We start from the raw sequence: 22,626 nt of genomic DNA, 5'->3' as shown, positions 1-22,626 counted from the left end.
ATAAAAATTTATTTTAATTCTTGACTAAAGGTAAGAGCATGGGAGAGATTAAATGAATAATTTAGATAAATATCAAAAAAAAGCAATTGAAGCAAAAAGTGAAAAGACTCTTATAATAGCGCCGCCAGGAGCGGGTAAGACAACGGTAATATTAAATAGAGTAAAATATCTTTTAGACTATAAAAATGTTAAAGGGATAAATGTTATAGTAATTACTTTTACAAAGTCTGCAGCAGAAAATATGAAAAGTAGATTTAAAGAAATGCATAAAGAAGGATCTATTCCTTTCTTTGGAACTTTTCATGGATTATTTTATAAAATTTTACTTAGAAATAAGGAAGATATAAAAATCATAGATAATAGAGAAGCTTATAATCTTATACGAAAGGTTTTAAGCTCTTATATGGAGGAGGTAAGTGATGAAAAAATAAAAGAAGTTTTAAACAATATCTCTAGGAAAAAGGTATCTTCTAAAGAGTTAAATTTATCTATAACAGAAAATATATTTAATAATTGTTATAAGGCTTATGAAGTATTTAAAAATGAGAGAGGACTTTTAGATTTTGATGATTTACAAATAAAAGCAGTAAAGCTTTTGAAAAATAATCCCAATATATTAGGATATTATAAAAATTTAATAAGATATATTTTAGTAGATGAATTTCAAGATTGTGATGAAATTCAGTTAGAGTTTTTAAAGCTTATAGATAATAATATTTTTTGTGTTGGAGATGAAGATCAAAGTATATATTCTTTTAGGGGAGCTACTCCTAAGTGTATGATAAAATTTAATGAGTATTTTAAAGCAGGAGAAAGTATATACTTAAAATATAATTATAGAAGTTTAAAAAATATTGTAGAACTATCTAAAGAGGTTATAAAAAATAATAGAGATAGATATAAAAAAGAAATATTATCCTTTAATGAGAATGAAGGTATTTTAGAGTTTAAAAGACCCTTTAATGAAGCAGAAGAAGCAAATTTAATTGCTTTAAAAATAGAAGAAAGTAAAAATTTTGGAGATAAATACTGTGATAGTGCTATTTTATATAGAACTAATATGGAAAGCAGAAGTTTTATTGAGGCTTTTATAAGAAAAAAAATACCTTTTAAACTTTTAGATAAAGAATATAATTTTTTTAATCACTTTATATGTAAAGATTTAATTTCATATTTAAGACTTTCTATAGACCCTTATAGTAAAGAGGATTTTAATAAAATAATAAATAAACCTTTTAGATATTTTTCAAAAAGTGCTATTTATAAAGTTATGAATTCTAAGGTTAAAGAAAATGTTTTTGATATATTAATTAACTCTGAAGATGTACATCCTTTTCAAATAAGAAAAATTGAAGAGTTAAAAAATGATATAGCCTACTTAAATAAAATTTCTCTAAATAGTGCTATTGATTTTATATTAAGTGATTTAGAATATAGTCAGTATATAAGAGAGTATTCAAATAAATTCAATCAAAATCAAGAGGAATTATTAGAGATTGTAGAAGAATTTAAAAGTTCTGCTACAGAATTTAAATCCATAGTTAGTTTTCTTTCTCATATAGAAAATGTACAAGAAAATTTAGAAAAAATAAATTCTAAAGGGAATATTGATTCTGTTATATTAAGTACTATTCATGGAGTTAAAGGAATGCAATTTAAAAATGTTCATATTGTAAATATAGTAGATGAAGTAATTCCACATAAAAATAGTATGGATAATTTAGAAGAGGAGAGAAGACTTCTTTATGTAGGAATAACAAGGGCTATAAATAATTTATACCTTTATTCTCCAAAAACTTTAAGAGGCAAATTTAAAGATAAATCTATTTTCTTAAATAATATAGAAATTAAGGATGAAGTAAAAAATTATGGTTTTTTAAAGGGAGATATTATAAGGCATAATTATTTTGGAGTGGGAGAAATTATTGAAATAAATAAGGATAATTTAGTTATTGAATTTCTTAAAGGAGATAAGAAAAAATTTTCTTTAAGAACTTTAATTGAAAATAATCTAATAGATAAAATAATATTAAATAATTAAAATAAAAAGCATAATAAAATAACTTTATTATGCTTTTTATTTAGTAATAATACTCTTATATAATATACTCGTAAATGATGATAAAATACAATTGAAGAAAAAAAGAGAGTAATATATAATCAAAAATATATAAAATATAATATAATAAAAATTATACAAAAAAGAAGGTGTTAAAAAATGGATATAAATTTCAAAAAAGAAGCAGAAGAAATTAAAGATTTACTTATTGAATTAAGAAGAGATTTTCATGAAAATCCAGAATTAGGCTTTGAAGAATGGAGAACTTCAGGAATAATAAAGGAATTTTTAAAAAATGAAAATATTGAATATATAGAAACTGCTAAAACAGGAGTATGTGGAATAATAAAAGGAACCTTAAAAGATGATACTAAAAAAAATAGATGTATAGCCTTAAGAGCAGATATTGATGGGCTTCCAATGGAAGATAAAAAAACATGTTCATATTCATCAAAAGTTAAGGGAAGAATGCATGCTTGTGGACATGATGCACATACTACTATACTTTTAGGTGCAGCAAAATTACTTGGAAAACATAGAGATAAATTTAGTGGAACTATTAAGTTACTTTTTGAACCAGCAGAGGAAGCTACAGGGGGAGCTCCTATAATGATAAAAGAAGGAGTTTTAGAAAATCCTAAAGTAGATAAAATAATAGGACTTCATGTTGAAGAAACTTTAGAGGCAGGAAAAATAATGATAAAAAAAGGTGTTGTTAATGCAGCCTCCAATCCTTTTACAATAAAGGTGAAAGGAAGGGGAGGACATGGTGCTTATCCACATATGGCTATAGACCCTATAGTTATGGCTTCTCAAGTTGTTTTAGGATTACAAAGTATAGTAAGTAGAGAAATTAAACCAGTTAATCCAGCAGTTGTTACAGTAGGAAGTATAAACGGAGGAACTGCTCAAAATATAATACCAGATGAGGTAGTATTAAAAGGTGTTATAAGAACAATGACTTTAGAAGATAGAGCTTATGCTAAGGAAAGATTAAGAGAAATATCCACATCTATTTGTAAAGCTATGAGAGGAGACTGTGAAGTGGATATAGAAGAAAGTTATCCTTGTCTTTATAATAATAGTGATGTTGTAGATTTAGTAATTAAATCAGCAAAGGAAATTATAGGAGAAGATAATGTAAAAGAACAAGAAGCTCCAAAACTTGGTGTTGAAAGTTTTGCTTATTTTGCTCTTGAAAGAGATTCAGCCTTTTACTTTTTAGGTGCTAGAAATGAAGAAAAAAATATTATTTATTCAGCACACAACAGTAGATTTGATATAGATGAGAATTTATTACCAATTGGTGTTTCAATTCAATGTAAAGCAGCATTAAATTATTTGACAATGGAGTAAATTAATATTAATCTATAAAAAGTAATTATAAAAAATGATTTAAATTTAGGAGTGAAGCAATTTGAAAATAGAGATAGGCACAAATGAAGCAGGACAGAGGTTAGATAAGTTCTTAAGAAAATATTTAAAGGACGTACCTTTAAGTGCAATATTTAAAGCGCTTAGAAAAGGGGATATAAGAGTAAATGGTAAAAAACAAAAAGAAAAATATTCTCTTTTAGAAGGAGATGTTATAGAGATTAAATATCTTCAAAGTGTTGTAACTAAAGAGAAAAAGAAGCCTAATTTCCAAATGGTTGATTCAGGTTCTCTTCAAGTAGTTTATGAAGATGAAAATATGCTTTTAGTTGAAAAATGGCCAGGAGTATTAGTTCATTCAGATAAGAAAAATGGAGCACCTACTTTAACTGATTATGTATTATCATATTTATTTAGAAAAGGAGATTATGTTCCAGAGAATGAATTAACTTTTACTCCTGCATCTTGTAATAGATTAGATAGAAATACATCAGGAATAGTATTCTTTGGCAAAAATTTTGAAGGATTAAAAGCACTTAACGAAATGATAAGAGATAGAAAAGTAAAAAAATATTATTGTGCTTTAGTAAAGGGAAAAATAAATCCAGGAAAATATGAAGCTTATATATCAAAAGATGATGAGCTAAATAAATCAACAGTATATGATACTGAAAGACCTGATACTAAAAAAATAAAAATGGATGTTAAAGTTATACAAACAAATGGAGCCTTTTCCTTATTAGAAATAGAGCTTATAACAGGAAGAAGTCATCAATTAAGGGCTCATTTAGCTCATTTAGGAAATCCTATTGTTGGAGATTTTAAATATGGTGATAATAAAATGAACTCCTTTTTTGAAAACAAGTTTGGATTAACATACCAATTCCTTTATGCATATAAAGTTACATTTAAAGAGGTGCCTGAAAAGTTTAGTTATTTAAAAAATAAAACAATAGCTCAAAGCTTACCTCCAATGTTTAAGAAAATAAAGAAAGATGTATTTAAATTTAGAATTTAGTTTTTAAGATAGGAGATTTATATGAAGGAGCAGTCTATAACTAAAGGCTTTGCAATATTATCTATTGCAAGCATAGTTGCTAAATTATTATCTTTAATTTACGTACCTTTTCTTACAAGAATTGTAGGAGATGTAGGTATGGGTATATATGGTAAGACCTATGATATCTTTGTTTTTGTATATGCTTTAACAAATGTAGGACTGCAAACTGCCATATCAAAATATGTTTCAGAATTAGATGCAGTAGGAAATTATAAAGATGCTTTAAGAGCATTTAAAATATCTAGATCTTTTCTACTTATAGTTGGAACAATATTTACTGTAGTTTTAATGCTTAGTGCTAATTTTATAGCAACAGTTAGTGAAACACCACAGATGGTTTATCCAATTATTTTTCTAGCACCAACTATTATGATTACAACTGTATTAGTTACATATAAGGGATACTTCCAAGGAAGGTCTCAAGCAACACCAATAGCTATAGCTACTGTAATTGAGCAATTTGTAAATGTATTTTTAAGCTTATTATGTGCATATTTCTTAATAAAGCAAAGTACCTCTTTAGGGGTTGCTGGTGGAACTATAGGTTCTTCAGCTGGTGCTTTAATGGCTGTATTATATTTAATATACATATATAACATTTATGGTGTTGAGAAGGAGGCTAGAAAAAAGCAAGATCCAGATGCTAAAAGAATTACTGGTAAGCAAATAGCAAGAACTTTATTTAAATATGGTCTTCCTATAACCTTAAGTACAGGACTTCAAAACTTAGGAAATATCATAGATATGTTAACTGTAAGTAATAGACTTGTTGATGCAGCAAACTTTTCTCAAAGTGATGCAAATGCCCTATATGGATATTTTTCAACAAGATATAAAATCTTATTAAATGTTCCTATGGTTTTCATAACTTCTTTAGGTTACATGGCTTTACCAGCAATATCTAGAGCCTATGCCTTAAAAGATAGAAAAGAAATTAAAAATAAAATTAATTTCTCTTTAAGAGTTACTTATCTTTTATCTATACCAGCAGCTTTTGGTTTAGCCTTGTTAAGTGAAAATATATATAAATATATTTTTGCAGATTCTAATGGATACTTAATGATGGTAATTGGTGCTGCTATGATACCATTAACAGCTATAGTACTTATGCAAAATGTTATACTGCAAAGTGTAAGTCAGTTTTATTATGTATTATTTACTTTAGCACTTAGCATAGTTGTTAAATTTACCTTGAATATGACTTTAGTTGGAAATCCAAAGATAAATATTTATGGAGCTGTAATTTCGGGAATGGTAGCTTTCATAATTTCTTTAGTGCTTAATCACTTTAGAATGAAGAAAACTTTAAAGATGAAAATATCAATGTTAAAATATGCTCTTAAACCTTTATTAGCTTCAGTATATATGGGAATAGGCATACTTATTAGCAAATATGTAATAACTTTATTTATAGATTTAAATAAACTTAACTTATTACTTGGTATATTAGTTTTACTTGTAATTATAGCTATAGGAGGCTTTATGTATCTTCATGCTATTATAGTTTTAGGAGGAATTAATAAAAGTGATATAGAAGAAATTTCCCCTAAACTTTTGAAATTTATGCCAAGATTTTTAAGAAAAAATATAAAATAAAAAAAGGACATCTATTATATTAGATGTCTTTTTTTATTTCAAAATAATATATAAGCTTTAACAATTACTTAAATTTTTATGAAGTTACAGAAATGTAAAGGAAAATTTAGTAAAATTAATTTATATATTAAATACTTTTAAACTAAGGAAAATTATTAATAAAAGAACTTTATAAGGAGGATAATTTAATCAAGCTAAAAAATTATTTGGGAAAGGTTTATGAAAATAACTTTTGGGAGGAACTAAATAAATGAATAAGGTTTATGACTTAGAAGCTATAGCTAGAAATTTTAATTTAACAGGGGAACTTAAGGAATGTGAAAATAATCTTTGTGGACATATAAATGACACCTTTATATTAAATTGTGAAGATTATAATAAAGAAAATAAAAAATATGTTTTACAAAGAATTAATTCTAATATTTTTGAAAAGCCTGAAGAAGTTATGGAGAATATTTATAATATAACTTCTCACTTAAAGGACAAAATAATAAAAGAAAATGGAAATCCCTTAAGGGAAACATTAAATATAGTTAAAACAAAGGATAACAAAAATTTTTATAAAGATGAAAAAGGAAATTACTTTAGGGTTTTTGATTTTATAGATGGAGCTAGTACTTATCAATTAGTAGAAAAGCCTGAACATTTGTATACAGCAGGAAAAGCTTTAGGTAAATTTCAAAAACAATTATCAGATTTTGATGCCTCTAAACTTTATGAAACTATTGTTGATTTTCATAATACAGAAAAAAGATTTGAAGCTTTTTTAGAAGCTCTTAAAAAGGATGAGGTAGGAAGAGCTAAGGATATTAAAGATGAAATAAAGTTTATTTTAGATAGAGAAGATGAAACTAGAATTTTAGTAAATATGATAAAAGAAGGAAAATTGCCTATAAGAGTAACTAATAATGATACTAAATTTAACAATATTATGATAGATGATGAAACAGAAGAAGGAATTGCTCTTATTGATTTAGATACAGTTATGCCAGGTTTATCCTTATATGATTTTGGAGACTCTATACGTTCAGGAGCTACAAAGGCTTTAGAAGATGAAAAGGATTTATCAAAGGTTAATTTTGATTTAGAGCTTTATGAAAATTTCACAAAAGGATTTTTAGAAAATGCTAAGGACTTTTTAACTAAGGAAGAAATTGAATATTTACCTTTTTCAGCTAAGCTTATTACCTTTGAATGTGGTATGAGATTTTTAACGGATTATTTAATGGGAGATGTTTATTTTAAAACACAAAGAGATAATCATAATTTAGACAGAGCTAGAAATCAATTTAAACTTGTTTCAGACATGGAAAAGGAAATGGATAATATGAAAAAAATTGTTTATTCTTGCATTGAAAAGTAATAGGAGAAAAGGGGCATGAAAAATAAAAGTACAGATTTGGGAAATGATAGTGTTTGGAAATTACTTTTTAAGTTAGGTATGCCAGCTATAATAGCTCAATTAGTAAATGTTTTATATAACATAGTAGATAGAATTTTTATAGGAAGATTAGATTCTGGAGAAATAGCAATTGCAGGAATTGGGGTAGCTTTTCCAATTATAATGATTATTTCAGCTTTTAGTGGATTAGTTGGTATGGGTGGTGCGCCTTTAGCGGCTATAAAAATGGGACAAGATAAAAAAGAGGAAGCTGAAGAAATAATGTCAAATAGTTTCTCTTCTCTTATAATTTTATCTTTAATATTAACTATATTCTTTTTTATATTTAAAGAGCCTATTTTATGGGCTTTTGGAGCTAGTAATGCTACAATAGGCTATGCTTTAGAATATTTAAGTATATACTTAATAGGAACAATATTTGTTCAAATAGCCTTAGGAATGAATTCATTTATAAATACACAAGGTTTTGCTAAGGTTGGTATGATAACCGTTATGGTTGGGGCAGTAATCAATATTTTATTAGATCCTATTTTAATATTTGGCTTTAATATGGGAGTTAAAGGTGCTGCTTTAGCTACAATAATTGCTCAAGGTGCTTCTGCTATATGGGTTTTATGCTTTTTATTTGGAAAGAAAAGTACTCTTAAAATAAGAAAAGAATTTTTAAAGCCTAAATTAAAAATAATTTTACCTATAGTTGCACTTGGAGTATCTCCATTTATAATGCAATCTACTGAAAGTTTAGTAATAATAAGTATGAATAATAACTTATTAAAATATGGTGGAGATTTAGCTGTTGGTGCTATGACAATTATGAGTAGTATAATGCAAATAATTTTACTTCCTCTAATGGGATTATCTCAAGGAGCACAGCCTATTATGAGCTATAATTATGGTGCTAATAAAATAGATAGGGTTAAAAAGACTTTTAAATTACTTTTAATAATATCTATGGTATTTACCTCAACTATGTGGCTTTTATTAATGTTTACTCCAGAGATGTTTGTAAGAATTTTTAATAAAGATGCTAACTTAATAAATATAACTTCTTGGAGTATTAGAATATATTTTGCAGGAGTAATTCTTTTTGGGGCGCAAGTGTCTTGTCAACAAACTTTTTTATCCTTAGGGAAAGCAAAAATTTCTTTATTTTTAGCACTACTTAGAAAAATTGTTCTTTTAATACCTTTTATTTATTTACTTCCAATATTCTTTGATAATAAACTTAAAGGAGTTTTAATGGCAGAGCCCTTTGCAGATATAATAGCTGCTTTATCAACAATAGTATGTTTTACTATTTTTTATAGAAAATCTTTATCAAATAAAGAAGAACAGTCTTTATCAAAAAGTTTATAAAATAAAAAAATACAAAGAGTTAACTCTTTGTATTTTTTTATTTTAATTAAATGTTATATTATTTAAATTTTATGTGATAAAGTTTATATATGAATATAATTTATGAAAAAGGTGATTTAATGGCAAAAAAACTTATACGAATTTCTGTAAGAAAATTAGTTGAGTTTGTTTTAAGAAAAGGAAACATAGATAGTAGTATTAAAGCCTCGTCAAGAGCCTTAGAGGGAATAAAAGCACATAAAAAAATTCAAAGTGCCTATTCTAAGGAAGATATGTCAGAGGTTAATTTAAAAGAAGATATAGAGTTTGATAATTTTATTTTAAGAATAGAGGGTAGAGCAGATGGAATCTTAAAAAAAGATAATAAAATAATAATAGATGAAATAAAAACAACCATGAAAAATGTTATGGATATAGATTATGATTATAACGAATTGCACTGGGCACAGGCTAAGGTATATGCATATATTTATAGCAAAAACAAAGGGTTAGATTATATAGAGGTACAGTTAACTTATTATAACATTGAAGACTTTACAATGAAATTTTTAAGAAAAGAATTTGAATTTATCACTTTAGAAGAATTTTTCTATAATTTAATAAAAGAATATAAGGACTTAATAATTTTAAATGAAAATTGGATAAATATTAGAAATACTTCAATAGAAAATCTTTCATTTCCCTTTAATTCATATAGAAAAGGACAAAGAGAATTAGCAATTAGAGTTTACAAAGCTATAGTAGAAAATAAAAAGTGTTTTGCACAAGCACCTACAGGAACAGGCAAAACAATTTCTACTTTATTTCCATCTTTAAAGGCTTTAGGTTTAAATAAAACAAGTAAAATTTACTATATAACTGCTAAAACAACCACAAGAGAAATTTCTAGTAATACTTTAAAGATTATGAGAAAAAAAGGATTAAAAATAAGAAGTCTAATCCTAAAGGCTAAAGAAAAATCTTGTAAAATGGAAGAAAAAAACTGTGTTCCTGATTATTGCCCTTATGCTAAGGGATATTTTGATAGGATTAATATAGCTTTAAAAGAAGCCTTAGAAAGTGAAGAAGATTATAATATAAATTATATAAATAAGTTATGTGATAAATATACTTTATGCCCTTTTGAATTTTCTCTTGATATAAGTGAATTTTGTGATGTAGTTATATGTGATTATAATTATATCTTTGACCCTAAAGCTTCATTAAAAGAAATTCTAGATAATAAAACTAAAGATTTCACCCTTTTAATAGATGAAGGGCATAATCTTTTAGATAGGGGAAGAAATATGTATTCTTCTAATCTATCAAGAGAAGATTTTTTAAAAATAAAAAGAGAGTTTAAGAAAAAAGATAAGAGTATTTATAATTCCTTAGAAAAAATCAATAAGTTTTTCGTAGAAAAGAAAAAGATTTTAGAAGGATTAGAAACTAATACTCTTATAGAAAAAGAAGAACCTTATAAATTATATGGAATTTTAAGAGATTTTTTAGATAAGGTAGATGTTTATGAAGATAAATCTAAAGAAGAAAATATAACTTTAACAGAATTATATTTTAAGGTTTATGATTTTTTAAATATTTCTAAATATTATAAAGAGGATTTTTCTACTTTATATAAACTACAAAGAAAAAATTTGACCCTAGAAATATACTGCTTAGACCCTTCTAGAATATTAAAATCTATAATAGAAAGGTTTAAATCTACTATAATTTTTTCAGCTACTTTAATGCCAATAGAATATTTTAAAGAAGCTTATGGTGCTTTAGAAGAAGATTATTTTATAAATTTGCCCTCTCCCTTTAATTATAAAAATAAGCTAACTTTACTTGGGAAAGAAGTATCTACAGTTTATAAAGATAGAAAAAAAACTATACCTAAAATTATTAATTATATATTAAATTGTGCTAGTGCAAAAAAGGGAAATTATCTTGTATTTTTTCCTTCATATGAATATATGAATATGGTTTATGAAGAAATAAGAAAAAGAAAGCTTAATTTTACTATTTCTATTCAAGATAATAATATGACTGAAGAGGATAAAAATAATTTTTTAGCTTTATTTAAAGAGGAAAATAAAGAAAAAAATAAAACTCATATTGGTTTTGCTGTTTTAGGAGGACATTTTTCAGAAGGAATAGATTTAACTTTAGATAAGTTAATTGGAGTTATAGTAATTGGAGTTGGTATGCCTAAAATATCCTTAGAAAGAGAAAGTATAAAAGACTATTATAATTCAATAGGTAAAAATGGTTTTGATTATGCTTATGTTTATCCTGGAATAACTAAAGTTCTTCAAGCTGCTGGAAGATGTATAAGAACTGAAAAGGATAAAGGTATTATCCTTTTATTAGATAAAAGATATTTTTCAAAAAAATATATAGAACTACTTCCTAAAGACTGGTTTTTTAATATGATAGATACAGAGGAGAATAAAGTAGAAGCGGTATGTAAAAGGTTCTGGGAGGAAAATTTTATTAAATAATAAATAGTATTAATAAGGTTTACTAAAAATTATTTTGATACATATAACTTTTAATGTTATAATCATATGAAGATTTATTTAGAGTAATTTTAAATAAGCTTAAGAAGAGACAAGTAGGTGAAGAAATGAGCGAAAATAAATTTTTGCCAATTTGCAAAGAAGATATGATAGAAAGAGGATGGGAACAATGTGATTTTGTACTGGTTACAGCAGATGCATACATTGACCATCATAGTTTTGGTACAGCTATTATATCTAGAGTTTTAGAAGATGCTGGATATAAGGTTGGTATAATAGCTCAACCAGATTGGAAAAGTGTTGATGACTTTAAAAAGTTAGGTAAACCAAGATTAGGTTTTTTAGTTAATGGTGGTAACATGGACCCTATGGTAAACCACTATACAGTAAGTAAAAGGTTAAGAAATAAAGATTTATATACTCCTAAAGGGGAAATGGGTAAAAGACCAGATAGAGCCACAATAGTTTATTGTAACAAAATAAGAGAAGCCTATAAAGATGTTAACATAGTAATTGGTGGAATAGAGGCAAGTTTAAGAAGATTTGCACACTATGATTATTGGGATAACAAGGTTAGAAAATCAATTTTAGTTGATAGTGGTGCAGACCTTTTAGTATATGGAATGAGTGAAAAACAGATTGTAGAGGTTGCAGATTATTTAAATCAAGGGTTTGATGGAAAATACATAAGACATATACCAGGAACATGTTACATAGCTGATAGTTTAGATGAAATATATGAAGAACATATAGTTTTACCTACCTTTAAGGAAGTTTCTAGTGATAAGAGAACTTATGCAGAGTGTTTTAAAATTCAGTATGAGGAACAAGACCCTGTAAGAGGAAGAACTTTAGTTCAAGAACATAATGGAAAATATGTTGTTATAAATAAGCCAGAAATGCCTCTTTCAAGAGAGGAGTTAGATAAGGTTTATGCGTTGCCATATCAAAAGACATATCATCCTATTTACGAAAAAGATGGTGGTATAGCTGCTATTGAAGAAGTTAAATTTAGCTTAGTAAGTTCAAGAGGATGTTCTGGAAACTGTTCTTTCTGTGCTATAACTTTCCATCAAGGAAGAATTGTAACTAGTAGAAGTGAAGATTCTATAGTAGAAGAAGCTAAAGAAATAACAAAATATGATGACTTTAAGGGTTATATACATGACATTGGAGGACCTACAGCTAACTTTAGAAAACCAGCTTGTAAAAAGCAGTTAACTTTAGGTGCATGTAAACATAAGAGATGTATGTCTCCTGTCATCTGTAAGAATATGGAGGTAGACCATAAAGAATATCTTCATTTATTAAGAAGAGTTAGAAAATTGCCAGGTATAAAAAAGGTATTTATACGTTCAGGTTTAAGATATGATTATATAATGGCCGATAAGGATGATACATTTTTTAAAGAGTTAGTAGAATATCATGTAAGTGGACAGTTAAAGGTTGCACCAGAACATGTATCTCCAAATGTTTTAAAATACATGGGAAAACCAGCTGGAAAAACTTATGATGAGTTTAGAAGAAAATTCTTTAAAATAACTGAGAGATTAGGCAAAAAACAATTTATAATTCCTTATTTAATGTCAAGTCATCCAGGATGTAAATTAGAAGATGCTATCATGCTTGCTGAATATTTAAGAGATATAAACTATCAACCAGAGCAGGTACAAGATTTTTACCCAACACCAGGAACCTTATCAACAACAATGTTTTATACTGGTTTAGACCCTTTAACAATGGAAGAAGTTTATATACCAAAGAGTAAAGAAGAAAAAGCTATGCAAAGGGCTTTATTACAATTTAAAAATCCTAAAAACTATAACATAGTATATGATGCCTTAGTTAAAGCAGGAAGAGAAGATTTAATAGGTAATGGACCAAAATGTTTAATTAAGGATAAAAATAGTTTTAGATTTAATAATAAAACTAGAAAAAGTAAAAATGAAGGGCATAGCAAAAGAGAATCAGAAGAAAAGAGAAAAAGTTCTCATAGCAAAAAACAAAGAGGAAATAAATCAAAAAGCTTTACTTCAAAAAAGAACCAAAGAATTTCAAAGGGTAATAAAAGAAGATAAATAAAAAAATGCTAGTTAATTTTAACTAGCATTTTTTTATTTATCTTCTTTTATTTGCTTTATTATTATATTAAATAAATTTTCAAATAAATTAAAAAATTCGTTATTATGAAAACTTTTAATTAGATGATATAATTAAATAATTATGATATAGTTAATAAAGAGTTAAGGACTGTTAAGGATTTTCTCTAAAAAAAATTAAACATATTTAATTTTTTTACTTAACATACATGAATTATCAATAAAGAGGTGACATTAACTTTGTATTATAAAATAGGAATTGATGCAGGGTCTACAACCTTAAAATGTATAGTCTTAAATGAAGAGGATAATATTATCTATTCAAACTATGAAAGACATTATTCTAAGGTAAGAGAGAAACTAATTGAAGAGTTTGAAAATATAAGAGGGTTAATAGAAAATAAAAAATTTAAAATAGCCATAACAGGTTCTGCTGGATATGGTATTTCAAAGGAATTTAACATTCCCTTTGTTCAAGAAGTCTTTGCTTCAACTTTAGCTATAAAAAAATATTATAATGATGTAGATGTAGCTATAGAACTTGGTGGAGAAGATGCTAAAATAATTTTTTTAACTGGTGGCTTTGAAGAAAGAATGAATTCAAGTTGTGCAGGTGGAACAGGAGCTTTCATAGATCAAATGGCCCATCTTATGGGGCTTACTGTAGATGAAATGGACAAGTTAAGTCTTAAAAATGAAAATATATATGAAATTGCTTCAAGATGCGGTGTTTTTGCAAAAACTGATATACAACCACTTTTAAATCAAGGTGCTAGAAAAGAAGATATTTCAGCTAGTGTTTTTCAATCAGTTGTAAATCAAACTATAGGAGGTTTAGCACAAGGGAGAAATATTGAAGGTAAAATAATGTTTTTAGGAGGGCCTTTATTTTTTTGCAAGGGTCTTAGAGAGAGATTTAAAAAAACCTTAAATTTAAAAAATGAAGAAATAGTATCTCCTAAAAATGCACAGGTTTTTGTAGCTCTTGGAAGTGCTATTTATTCAAAGGAAGAAAATAAGCTTTATGAATATAATACTTTATTAAAGAGATTTAAAGAAAATAAAAGTAATATAACTACATTAAAATTAATAGAACCCTTATTTAATTCTAAAGAAGAATATGAGGAATTTAAAGAAAGACATAGTAAAAATAAAGTTAAAATAAAGGATATAAATGATTATACTGGAGAAGGATACATAGGAATTGATGCAGGAAGTACTACTACTAAAGTTGTTTTAATAGATAAAAATGACAATATTTTATATGAATATTACGGCTCTAATAAAGGAAATCCTGTGGAAATTGTAAAGAAAGAATTAAAGAATATCTATAAGTTATGTAAAAATAAAATAAAAATTTTAGGAAGTGCTGTTACTGGATATGGAGAGGAGTTAATTAAAAATGCCTTTTCAATAGATTTCGGCATAGTAGAGACAGTAGCTCATTATATAGCAGCAAGTCATTTTAATCCAAAGGTAGATTTTATTTTAGATATAGGTGGGCAAGATATAAAGTGCTTTAAAATTAAAAATGGAATTGTAGCGAATATAATGTTAAATGAAGCCTGTTCTTCAGGCTGTGGTTCTTTTATAGAAAGTTTTGCAAATCAAATGGGCTATGATATAGAAAGTTTTTCAAAGCTTGGTTTATTTTCAAAACATGGAGCAGATTTAGGCTCTAGATGTACTGTTTTTATGAATTCTTCAGTAAAGGAAGCTCAAAAAGAAGGTGCTACAGTTAATGATTTATCAGCAGGTCTTTCTGTAAGTGTTGTTAAAAATGCACTTTATAAAGTTATAAGGGCTAAAAATTTAGAGGAACTTGGTAAAAATATAATTGTTCAAGGAGGAACAATGTATAATGATGCCATACTTAGAGCTTTTGAAAAGGAACTTTCTATAGAAGTTATAAGACCTAACATATCAGGGCTTATGGGAGCTTATGGATGTGCTCTTTATGCAAAAAGAAAAAAATTAAAAGAAAGTAAGATAATAAAAGAAGAAAACTTAGAGAACTTTATACATAACTCTAAAATTATAAAGTGTGGTTTATGTACAAATAGATGCAATTTAACTATAAATACTTTTAATGATTCAAAAAAATATATTTCAGGTAATAGATGTGAAAAACCAACAGGGAAAAAAGTTTCTGAAAATATACCAAATATGTATGAATATAAATATAGAAAATTAAGAGGATATGAATTTTTTGAAGAAGGAAGAAAAGAAACTATAGGAATTCCTATGGTGCTTAATATGTATGAGAATCTTCCAATTTGGGCTACATTTTTTAAAGAATTAGGTTTTAATGTTATTTTATCTGATGAGTCAAACAAAAAAATATATCTAAAAGGACAACATACAATTCCTTCAGATACTGTCTGTTATCCTGCTAAATTAGCTCATGGACATATAGAAAATTTATTAAGTAAAAATATAAGAAATATATTTTATCCATGTATGAGTTATAATTTTGATGAAGGCTTATCAGACAATTGTTTTAATTGTCCTGTAGTTGCTTATTATCCTGAACTTTTAAAAACAAATATAAAAGAATTAAAAAATATAAATTTTATAATGAACTATTTAAGTTTAAATAACAAAAAACTATTATATAAAGAACTTTATAAAATTTTAAAAGAAAAGTTTACATATATAAGAAAAAGAGATGTTAAAAAAGCTTTAGAAAAAGCTTTTTTAGAATATGAAAATTACACTAAAGATTTAAAGGAAAAGGGAGAAGAATTTATAAAATATGCTAAAGATAAAAATAAAAATATTATAGTCTTAGCAGGAAGACCTTATCATATAGACCCTGAAATAAATCATGGAATAGATAGAGCTTTAAGTTCCTTAGATATTGTTGTTTTAAGTGAGGATTCCTTAAACTTTACAAAGGAAAAGCCAGAGGTTAATATATTAAATCAATGGACATATCAAGCAAGATTATATAAAGCAGCTTATTATGTTGCAAATAGCAAAGATAATATTAATCTTATACAACTAGTTTCCTTTGGCTGTGGAACAGATGCTATAACTTCTGATGAAATTAAATGTATTTTAGAAAAAAATAAAAAAATATACACTCAGTTAAAGATAGATGAAACTAATAACTTAGGTGCTGCTAAGATAAGGGTAAGAAGTTTATTAGAAGCTATAATGCAGGAATAGGTGATAAAATGAATATAGAAAATAATGATTTTGCAACATTTACTAAGGAGATGAGAAAAACTCATACTATTTTAGCTCCTACAATGTTACCAATACATTTTAAACTTTTATCTGGAATAATGAAAAGTTATGGATATAATTTAGAATTTTTTGAGGGAGATACTAAAAGTGCCATTGAAGAAGGATTAAAAAGTGTACATAATGACATATGTTACCCTGCCATGATTGTAATTGGACAACTTATAGAAGCTTTAAAAAGCGGAAAGTATGATAAAGATAAAACAGCTTTAATAATTAGTCAAACTGGGGGAGGATGTCGTGCTTCTAATTATATTCATCTTTTAAGAAAAGCCTTAAAGGAAAATGGATTAGAAAATGTCCCTGTAATTTCTTTAAATCTTAGTGGATTAGAGAAACATGAAGGTTTTAAAATGTATCCAAGCTTATTAATAAAATGTATATATGCTCTTTATTATGGAGATTTACTTATGTATTTATATAATCAATGTAAATCCTATGAAATACATAAAAATAAAAGTGATGAAGTACTAGATAAATGGATTAATATATTAAAAAATAAATTTAAAAGCTTAAATTATTTAAATATAAGAAAGCTATATAAAGAAATAATTTTAGATTTTTCAAAGATAGAATTAGAAAAAGTTGAAAAAGTTAAGGTTGGAATAGTAGGAGAAATTTATTTAAAATACTCTCCTTTAGGAAATAATCACTTAGAGGAGTTTTTAAGAGAAGATAATGCAGAAGTTGTTATGTCTGGAGTTACAGACTTTTTTATGTACTGTTTATCTAATTCAGAAATAGATTATAAATTATATGGAATGAAAAAATTCTCTAGCAAATTTTCAAAGGTAGGCTCCTCATACTTAGAATATTTACAAAAAATAATGATAGATTCTATAAAAAAATATTCTAACTTTAGAGCACCAGCTCCCTTTAAAGAATTGAAAGCCTCTGTTAAAAATTATATAGGCAGAGGAGTTAAAATGGGTGAAGGCTGGCTAATGACAGCTGAAATGTTAGAACTTATACATAGTGGAGTAAATAATATAGTTTGTGCACAACCCTTTGGTTGTCTTCCAAATCACATAGTTGGAAAAGGGATGATTAGAGGAATTATGGAAAATCATCCAGAGGCTAATATAGTAGTTGTAGATTATGACCCTTCTTCAACAAAAGTAAATCAAGAAAACAGAATAAAATTAATGTTAGCTAATGCTAAATTAAGCGAATATATATTAAATAATTAAAAAAAGGTCTCCTAAAGGAGGCCTTTTTTTATAAAAACAAAATATTAAAATAAATTATAACACTTTAGAAAATATATAAATTAATATTATAATATATTTAGGAATTTAATTATAAGGAGGAGTTTATGAATATTTTAATAGCAGAGGATGAACAAGATATATTAGAGCTTTTAGAACTTCATTTACTAAAAGAAGGTTATAATGTCTTTAAGGCATCAAATGGTATGGATGCTTTAGATATTTTAAGAAAAGAAGATATAAATTTAGCTTTATTAGATGTTATGATGGATGGAATAGATGGCTTTAATCTTTTAAAAATTTTAAGACAATGGAGTAAAATACCTGTTATATTTTTAACTGCAAAAATAGAAGAAGAAGATAAGATTTTAGGGCTTAAATTAGGAGCTGATGACTATGTAATAAAACCCTTTAAACCTAATGAATTAATAGCTAGAATAAATTCTAATTTAAGAAGATGTTATAATTATTCTCTTAAAGATTATATTATAAAAATAGGAGATTTAGAGCTTAATAAGGAAGAGTGCAGCGTAAAAAAGCAAGGAAAAGAAATTATACTAAATGCTAAAGAATTTAAAATTTTAGAAATGCTTATGAGTAGTAGGGGGAGAGTTTTTACTAAAAAGCAAATATATGAAAAGGTATGGCAAGAAGAATATTTAGGAGATGATAATACAATTATGGTTCATATAAGTCATTTAAGAGAAAAAATAGAAGAGGACCCTAAAAATCCTTGTAAAATCAAAACTATAAGAGGAATAGGTTATAGGTTTGAAAAAAAGTAATTTAATAATAGGAAATAGATATAAATTATCTAATATATTACTTAGAAATTATCTTAAAGTTTTTTTGCTTATAACTTTAATTACAGGAATTATATTTTTTATTTCTATTTTTATAGGAGCTAACTTTTATTTGAAAGATGAAGAACTAGAAGATAAGATTTTCTCTGGTATAGTTAAGGGCATTGATTATAATAATATTGAAAATGAAAATTACATTTCTGAACATGGTGGATGGATTGAAATTGTAGATAAGGATTTAAAGGTAATAAAAGTTATAGGAGAACCTAAAATAATAAATAAATCTTATTCAAGTGAAGAATTTAGCAAGATTTTATTAAATGAAATGTATGGTGATATTGATGAAGATTATATTTCTTATACTGCTTATAGTAAAGATGGAAGATTCTTTATTTTAACTAGAATACCTAGTGAGAATTTTTCAAAACTCTTTGTTAAAAGTCATAAAATAAGATTTAAAATATTTTTATACATAATGATTTCTATTTATATATTTTTATTTATAATAAGCCTAATACTTTATTCTAAATTAACTTCTAAGACCTTTACAAAGCCTTTAAAAAAGCTTATGGAAGGAGTTAGAAAGCTTTCACAGGGTGATTACTCTATAAGAATTAAAATAGAGAAAAATAATGAATTTGAAGAATTAGGGGAAGCTTTTAATAATATGGCTTCTAAAATAGAAGAGGAAAAAAATCTTAAAGAAAAATCAGAAAAACTAAGAAAAGAATTTGTAAGAAATATAGCTCACGATTTAAAAACACCTTTATCTAGTATAATTGGATATTCTAATATAATAAAAAACAATTTAGATTATGATAAAGAAACTTTATATAAATATATAAGTATAATTGAAAATAATGGAGAAAGAGCCAATGAAATGATAATGGAACTTTTTGAGTTTTATACTCTTCAAAGTTCTGAATTTTTATTAAATAGACAAAAGGAAAATTTAAGTGAATTTTTAAGAAATTTAATAGCTAATTATATATATCTTTTAGAGGAAAAAGAATTTGATTTTGACTTTCAAATAGAAGAAAAGGATATTTATTTTTCCTTTGATAGCAATAGACTTGAAAGAGCCTTAGGAAATTTAATAATAAATAGTGTTAAATATAATGAAAAGGGAACTAAATTTTTAATAAGTTTAAAGGAAGAAAGTTCTAAAATAAAAATAATAATTAGTGATAATGGAATAGGATTAAATGATAATCTTAAAGAAAATATTTTTAATCCTTTTATTAGAGGAGAAAAGTCTAGAAATTCTAAAAAAGGTGGTTCAGGATTAGGATTAACCATAAGCAAGGAAATAGTAGAGAAGCATGGTGGAAAAATTTATTTAGATAATAAACCTTTAAAGGGATGTAATTTTGTTATAGAATTTAATAAATTTTAAAATAAAAAGCTTAGATAAATCTAAGCTTTTTTTATGCAACTTTTCTTGAAGTTTTTCTTTTATATTTAGTCTTATTTCTACCTCTTCTTTTTTTATAGGAAAATTTCTTTTTAAAGTAACTATATACAAGGTCTGTTATAGTATGAAGACCTGAACCTAAAAAAAGTGCTAAAAATATATTAAAAAACAGTATTTTATTTTTTATAACAAAATTAAAAGATAATTTTATCATCTCTAAGGTTGAAATATTTACTATAGAAAAAGAGTATAAAAGAGAAAAAATAATTATAGGAATAATTAAAACATAAAGTATTCTTATAATAGGACCTAAGATAAAACCATGAGTAAATATACTTCTATGTTCAAAAATCTTTTGATATGGAATCCAAATAAATTTTAAGTACCCCCACCTTTTAAACTCTCTACTTTTAATATCTAAGTCTCCAGAGAACATATATCCGCCAAACATATATACAGATACTCCAAGTATTGTAAAGGCAAGACTGCTACCTAAGTCATCTAAAAAAATCATATTTAAAAATAAAAATAAAGAAGCAATAAAAGGGGCCATAATAACTGTAATTTTGTCATGTGTTTTTCCTGCTGCCAAAACTATCACCCCACTATAATATATTTATAATAATAATATAACATATTTTGTGTTAACATCACATAATTTATTCTATTATAATAATAAAACTTTTATTTTGTATTTTTTTATCAAATTATAATATGAATTGTTTAATAAAAAAACTGTTAATTTCATAACAATATTATAATTAAGATATATATTTAACTTTATTTTAATAAAAAGTTTTCAAATAATTCAAAAAATATTTTAGAAGTTTAAATTTTATGATAACATAGTATATTGTAAAAAGAAAACTTTATAACTAAGGAGGAAAATATGAGCAAAGAAAATAAAAGTAAATTATCTTTAACAGCGCTTATATTAATGATTTTCACATCAGTATATGGTTTTGCTAATATGCCAAAGGCCTTTTATCTAATGGGCTATAGCTCTATTTTGTGGTATATATTATCAGCCATAACTTTTTCTATTCCCTATGCTTTCATGATGGCAGAGTATGGAGCAGCTTTTAGAAAGGAAAGAGGAGGAATTTATTCATGGATGGCTAAATCTGTTGGCCCTAAATATGCCTTTATAGTAACATTTATGTGGTATTCTTCTAATTTAATATGGTTAGTTAGTAACTCCTCATCTATATGGATTCCTTTTTCTAACCTTTTATATGGAAAAGATACTACAGGTTCTTGGTCATTATTTGGATTAAGTGTACCTCATACAATGGCTTTATTAGGAATAATTCTTATAATAGTTATTACATATGCTTCTTCTAAAGGGCTAAAAAGTATAACTAAGGTAACCTCTATAGGAGGAACTGTAGTTGCTTTATCTAATATAGTTCTTATATTAGGTGCTATTATTGTTTTTATAAGTAATGATTTTAAACCTGCACAAGCTATAAACAAAGCTTCTTTTATAAGTTCTCCAAATCTTTCTTATTCATCGCCTTTAGGAATATTGGGATTTTTAGTTTTTGCAATTTTTGCCTATGGTGGTTTAGAGTCAGTAAGTGGATTAGTTGATGAAACTAAAAATGCTAAAAAGACCTTTCCAAAAGGTCTTATGATAGCTTCTATAATAATAGCTTTAGGTTATGCTATAGGAATTTTATGTATTGGATTATTTACAAATTGGAATGAAGTATTATCAGGAGAAAATGTTAATTTAGCTAATGTAGCTTATATAGTTATTCAAAACTTAGGAGTAAAATTAGGTGGAGTTTTTGGAATGTCTTTAGAAAATTCTATTTTATTAGGCTCTTGGTTTGCAAGATATATAGGACTTTCAATGTTACTTGCCTTAATTGGTGCTTTCTTTACAATAAGCTATGCTCCAATAAAACAATTAATAGAAGGAACTCCTAAAGAAATATGGCCTAAAAAATGGACAATATTAAATAAAAATAATATGCCTGTTAACGCTATGTGGGTTCAATGTATTGTTGTTGTAATTTTCATATTGTTAGCTTCCTTTGGAGGAGAATCTGCAAATAAATTTTTTAGTTATTTAATACTTATGGGAAATGTAGCTATGACTATACCTTATATGTTTTTATCTGGAGCATTTCCAGCTTTTAAAAAGAAGGATTACATAGAAAAACCTTTTAAAATGTATAAAAGTTACAAATCATCTTTAGTATGGTCAGTAATAGTAACCTTTACTATAGGCTTTGCAAACTTATTTACTATTATAAAGCCAGTTATTCAAGATAAAGATTATAAGGCTATGGCCTTTCAAATAACTGGACCTATAGTCTTTGTAATAATAGCTTTTATTCTTTATAGAAATTATGAGAAAAAAAATAAAAAATAATAAAGTTAATTAAATTATAAGAAGCAGTTTTTAATTTTAGAAACTGCTTCTTAATTTTCTTATTATAGATTATTATTGAACTTATGTAGTATAATTATTTTAAAACAATAAAATGGAGAGTG

At 25.8% G+C, this 22,626-nt stretch carries 14 protein-coding genes; 13 read left to right on the top strand and 1 reads right to left on the bottom strand.

The window, feature by feature from the left end; all coding sequences use genetic code 11:
- The first annotated feature begins 52 nt into the window (after positions 1 to 52).
- The 12 genes from AC4FRL_RS02450 (at position 53) to AC4FRL_RS02395 (ending at position 20,103) form a co-directional block, all read left to right on the top strand.
- A complete protein-coding gene (locus tag AC4FRL_RS02450; RefSeq protein WP_491138483.1) occupies positions 53 to 2,041 on the top strand; it encodes an ATP-dependent helicase in 1,989 nt (662 codons plus the stop codon).
- A 177-nt stretch (positions 2,042 to 2,218) separates the two neighbouring features.
- Positions 2,219 to 3,415, top strand: coding sequence for a M20 metallopeptidase family protein (locus AC4FRL_RS02445; protein WP_491138482.1), 1,197 nt, complete (start codon positions 2,219 to 2,221; stop codon positions 3,413 to 3,415).
- Between the two features lie 61 nt (positions 3,416 to 3,476).
- Positions 3,477 to 4,451, top strand: coding sequence for an RluA family pseudouridine synthase (locus AC4FRL_RS02440; protein WP_491138480.1), 975 nt, complete (start codon positions 3,477 to 3,479; stop codon positions 4,449 to 4,451).
- Positions 4,452 to 4,472: 21 nt separating this feature from the next.
- The gene (locus tag AC4FRL_RS02435; protein ID WP_491138479.1) at positions 4,473 to 6,089 is read left to right on the top strand and encodes a putative polysaccharide biosynthesis protein; all 1,617 of its coding nucleotides are present in this window, start codon (positions 4,473 to 4,475) and stop codon (positions 6,087 to 6,089) included.
- 250 nt (positions 6,090 to 6,339) lie between these two features.
- A complete protein-coding gene (locus AC4FRL_RS02430; protein WP_491138478.1) occupies positions 6,340 to 7,452 on the top strand; it encodes a phosphotransferase enzyme family protein in 1,113 nt (370 codons plus the stop codon).
- Between the two features lie 15 nt (positions 7,453 to 7,467).
- Positions 7,468 to 8,847 (top strand): MATE family efflux transporter, encoded by a 1,380-nt coding sequence (locus tag AC4FRL_RS02425; RefSeq protein ID WP_491138476.1) that lies wholly within the window; start codon positions 7,468 to 7,470, stop codon positions 8,845 to 8,847.
- A gap of 119 nt (positions 8,848 to 8,966) precedes the next feature.
- Complete coding sequence (locus AC4FRL_RS02420; protein ID WP_491138474.1) at positions 8,967 to 11,330, top strand: helicase C-terminal domain-containing protein; 2,364 nt, start codon at positions 8,967 to 8,969, stop codon at positions 11,328 to 11,330.
- 125 nt (positions 11,331 to 11,455) lie between these two features.
- Entirely contained in the window at positions 11,456 to 13,426 is a 1,971-nt protein-coding gene (locus AC4FRL_RS02415; RefSeq protein WP_491138473.1) for a YgiQ family radical SAM protein, read from the top strand.
- Between the two features lie 261 nt (positions 13,427 to 13,687).
- Positions 13,688 to 16,618, top strand: coding sequence for an acyl-CoA dehydratase activase (locus tag AC4FRL_RS02410; protein ID WP_491138471.1), 2,931 nt, complete (start codon positions 13,688 to 13,690; stop codon positions 16,616 to 16,618).
- Positions 16,619 to 16,626: 8 nt separating this feature from the next.
- Positions 16,627 to 17,886, top strand: coding sequence for a 2-hydroxyglutaryl-CoA dehydratase (locus AC4FRL_RS02405; protein ID WP_491138470.1), 1,260 nt, complete (start codon positions 16,627 to 16,629; stop codon positions 17,884 to 17,886).
- A 125-nt stretch (positions 17,887 to 18,011) separates the two neighbouring features.
- Positions 18,012 to 18,689 (top strand): response regulator transcription factor, encoded by a 678-nt coding sequence (locus AC4FRL_RS02400; RefSeq protein WP_491138468.1) that lies wholly within the window; start codon positions 18,012 to 18,014, stop codon positions 18,687 to 18,689.
- 130 nt (positions 18,690 to 18,819) lie between these two features.
- Complete coding sequence (locus tag AC4FRL_RS02395) at positions 18,820 to 20,103, top strand: HAMP domain-containing sensor histidine kinase (protein ID WP_491138467.1); 1,284 nt, start codon at positions 18,820 to 18,822, stop codon at positions 20,101 to 20,103.
- 31 nt (positions 20,104 to 20,134) lie between these two features.
- On the opposite strand, the gene AC4FRL_RS02390 is transcribed toward AC4FRL_RS02395, so the two are convergent.
- Positions 20,135 to 20,722: a metal-binding protein gene (locus AC4FRL_RS02390; RefSeq protein ID WP_491138466.1), complete on the bottom strand. Its 588-nt coding sequence runs from the start codon at positions 20,720 to 20,722 to the stop codon at positions 20,135 to 20,137.
- 288 nt (positions 20,723 to 21,010) lie between these two features.
- Between AC4FRL_RS02390 and yjeM the strand changes: the two genes are divergently transcribed.
- Complete coding sequence (gene yjeM, locus AC4FRL_RS02385; RefSeq protein ID WP_491138464.1) at positions 21,011 to 22,504, top strand: glutamate/gamma-aminobutyrate family transporter YjeM; 1,494 nt, start codon at positions 21,011 to 21,013, stop codon at positions 22,502 to 22,504.
- The last annotated feature ends 122 nt before the right edge of the window (positions 22,505 to 22,626 follow it).

This window comes from Clostridium sp. TJA032 (assembly GCF_058310275.1).
Note: the sequence above shows the minus strand (reverse complement) of the source record. Positions and strands in the feature narration are given on the sequence as shown.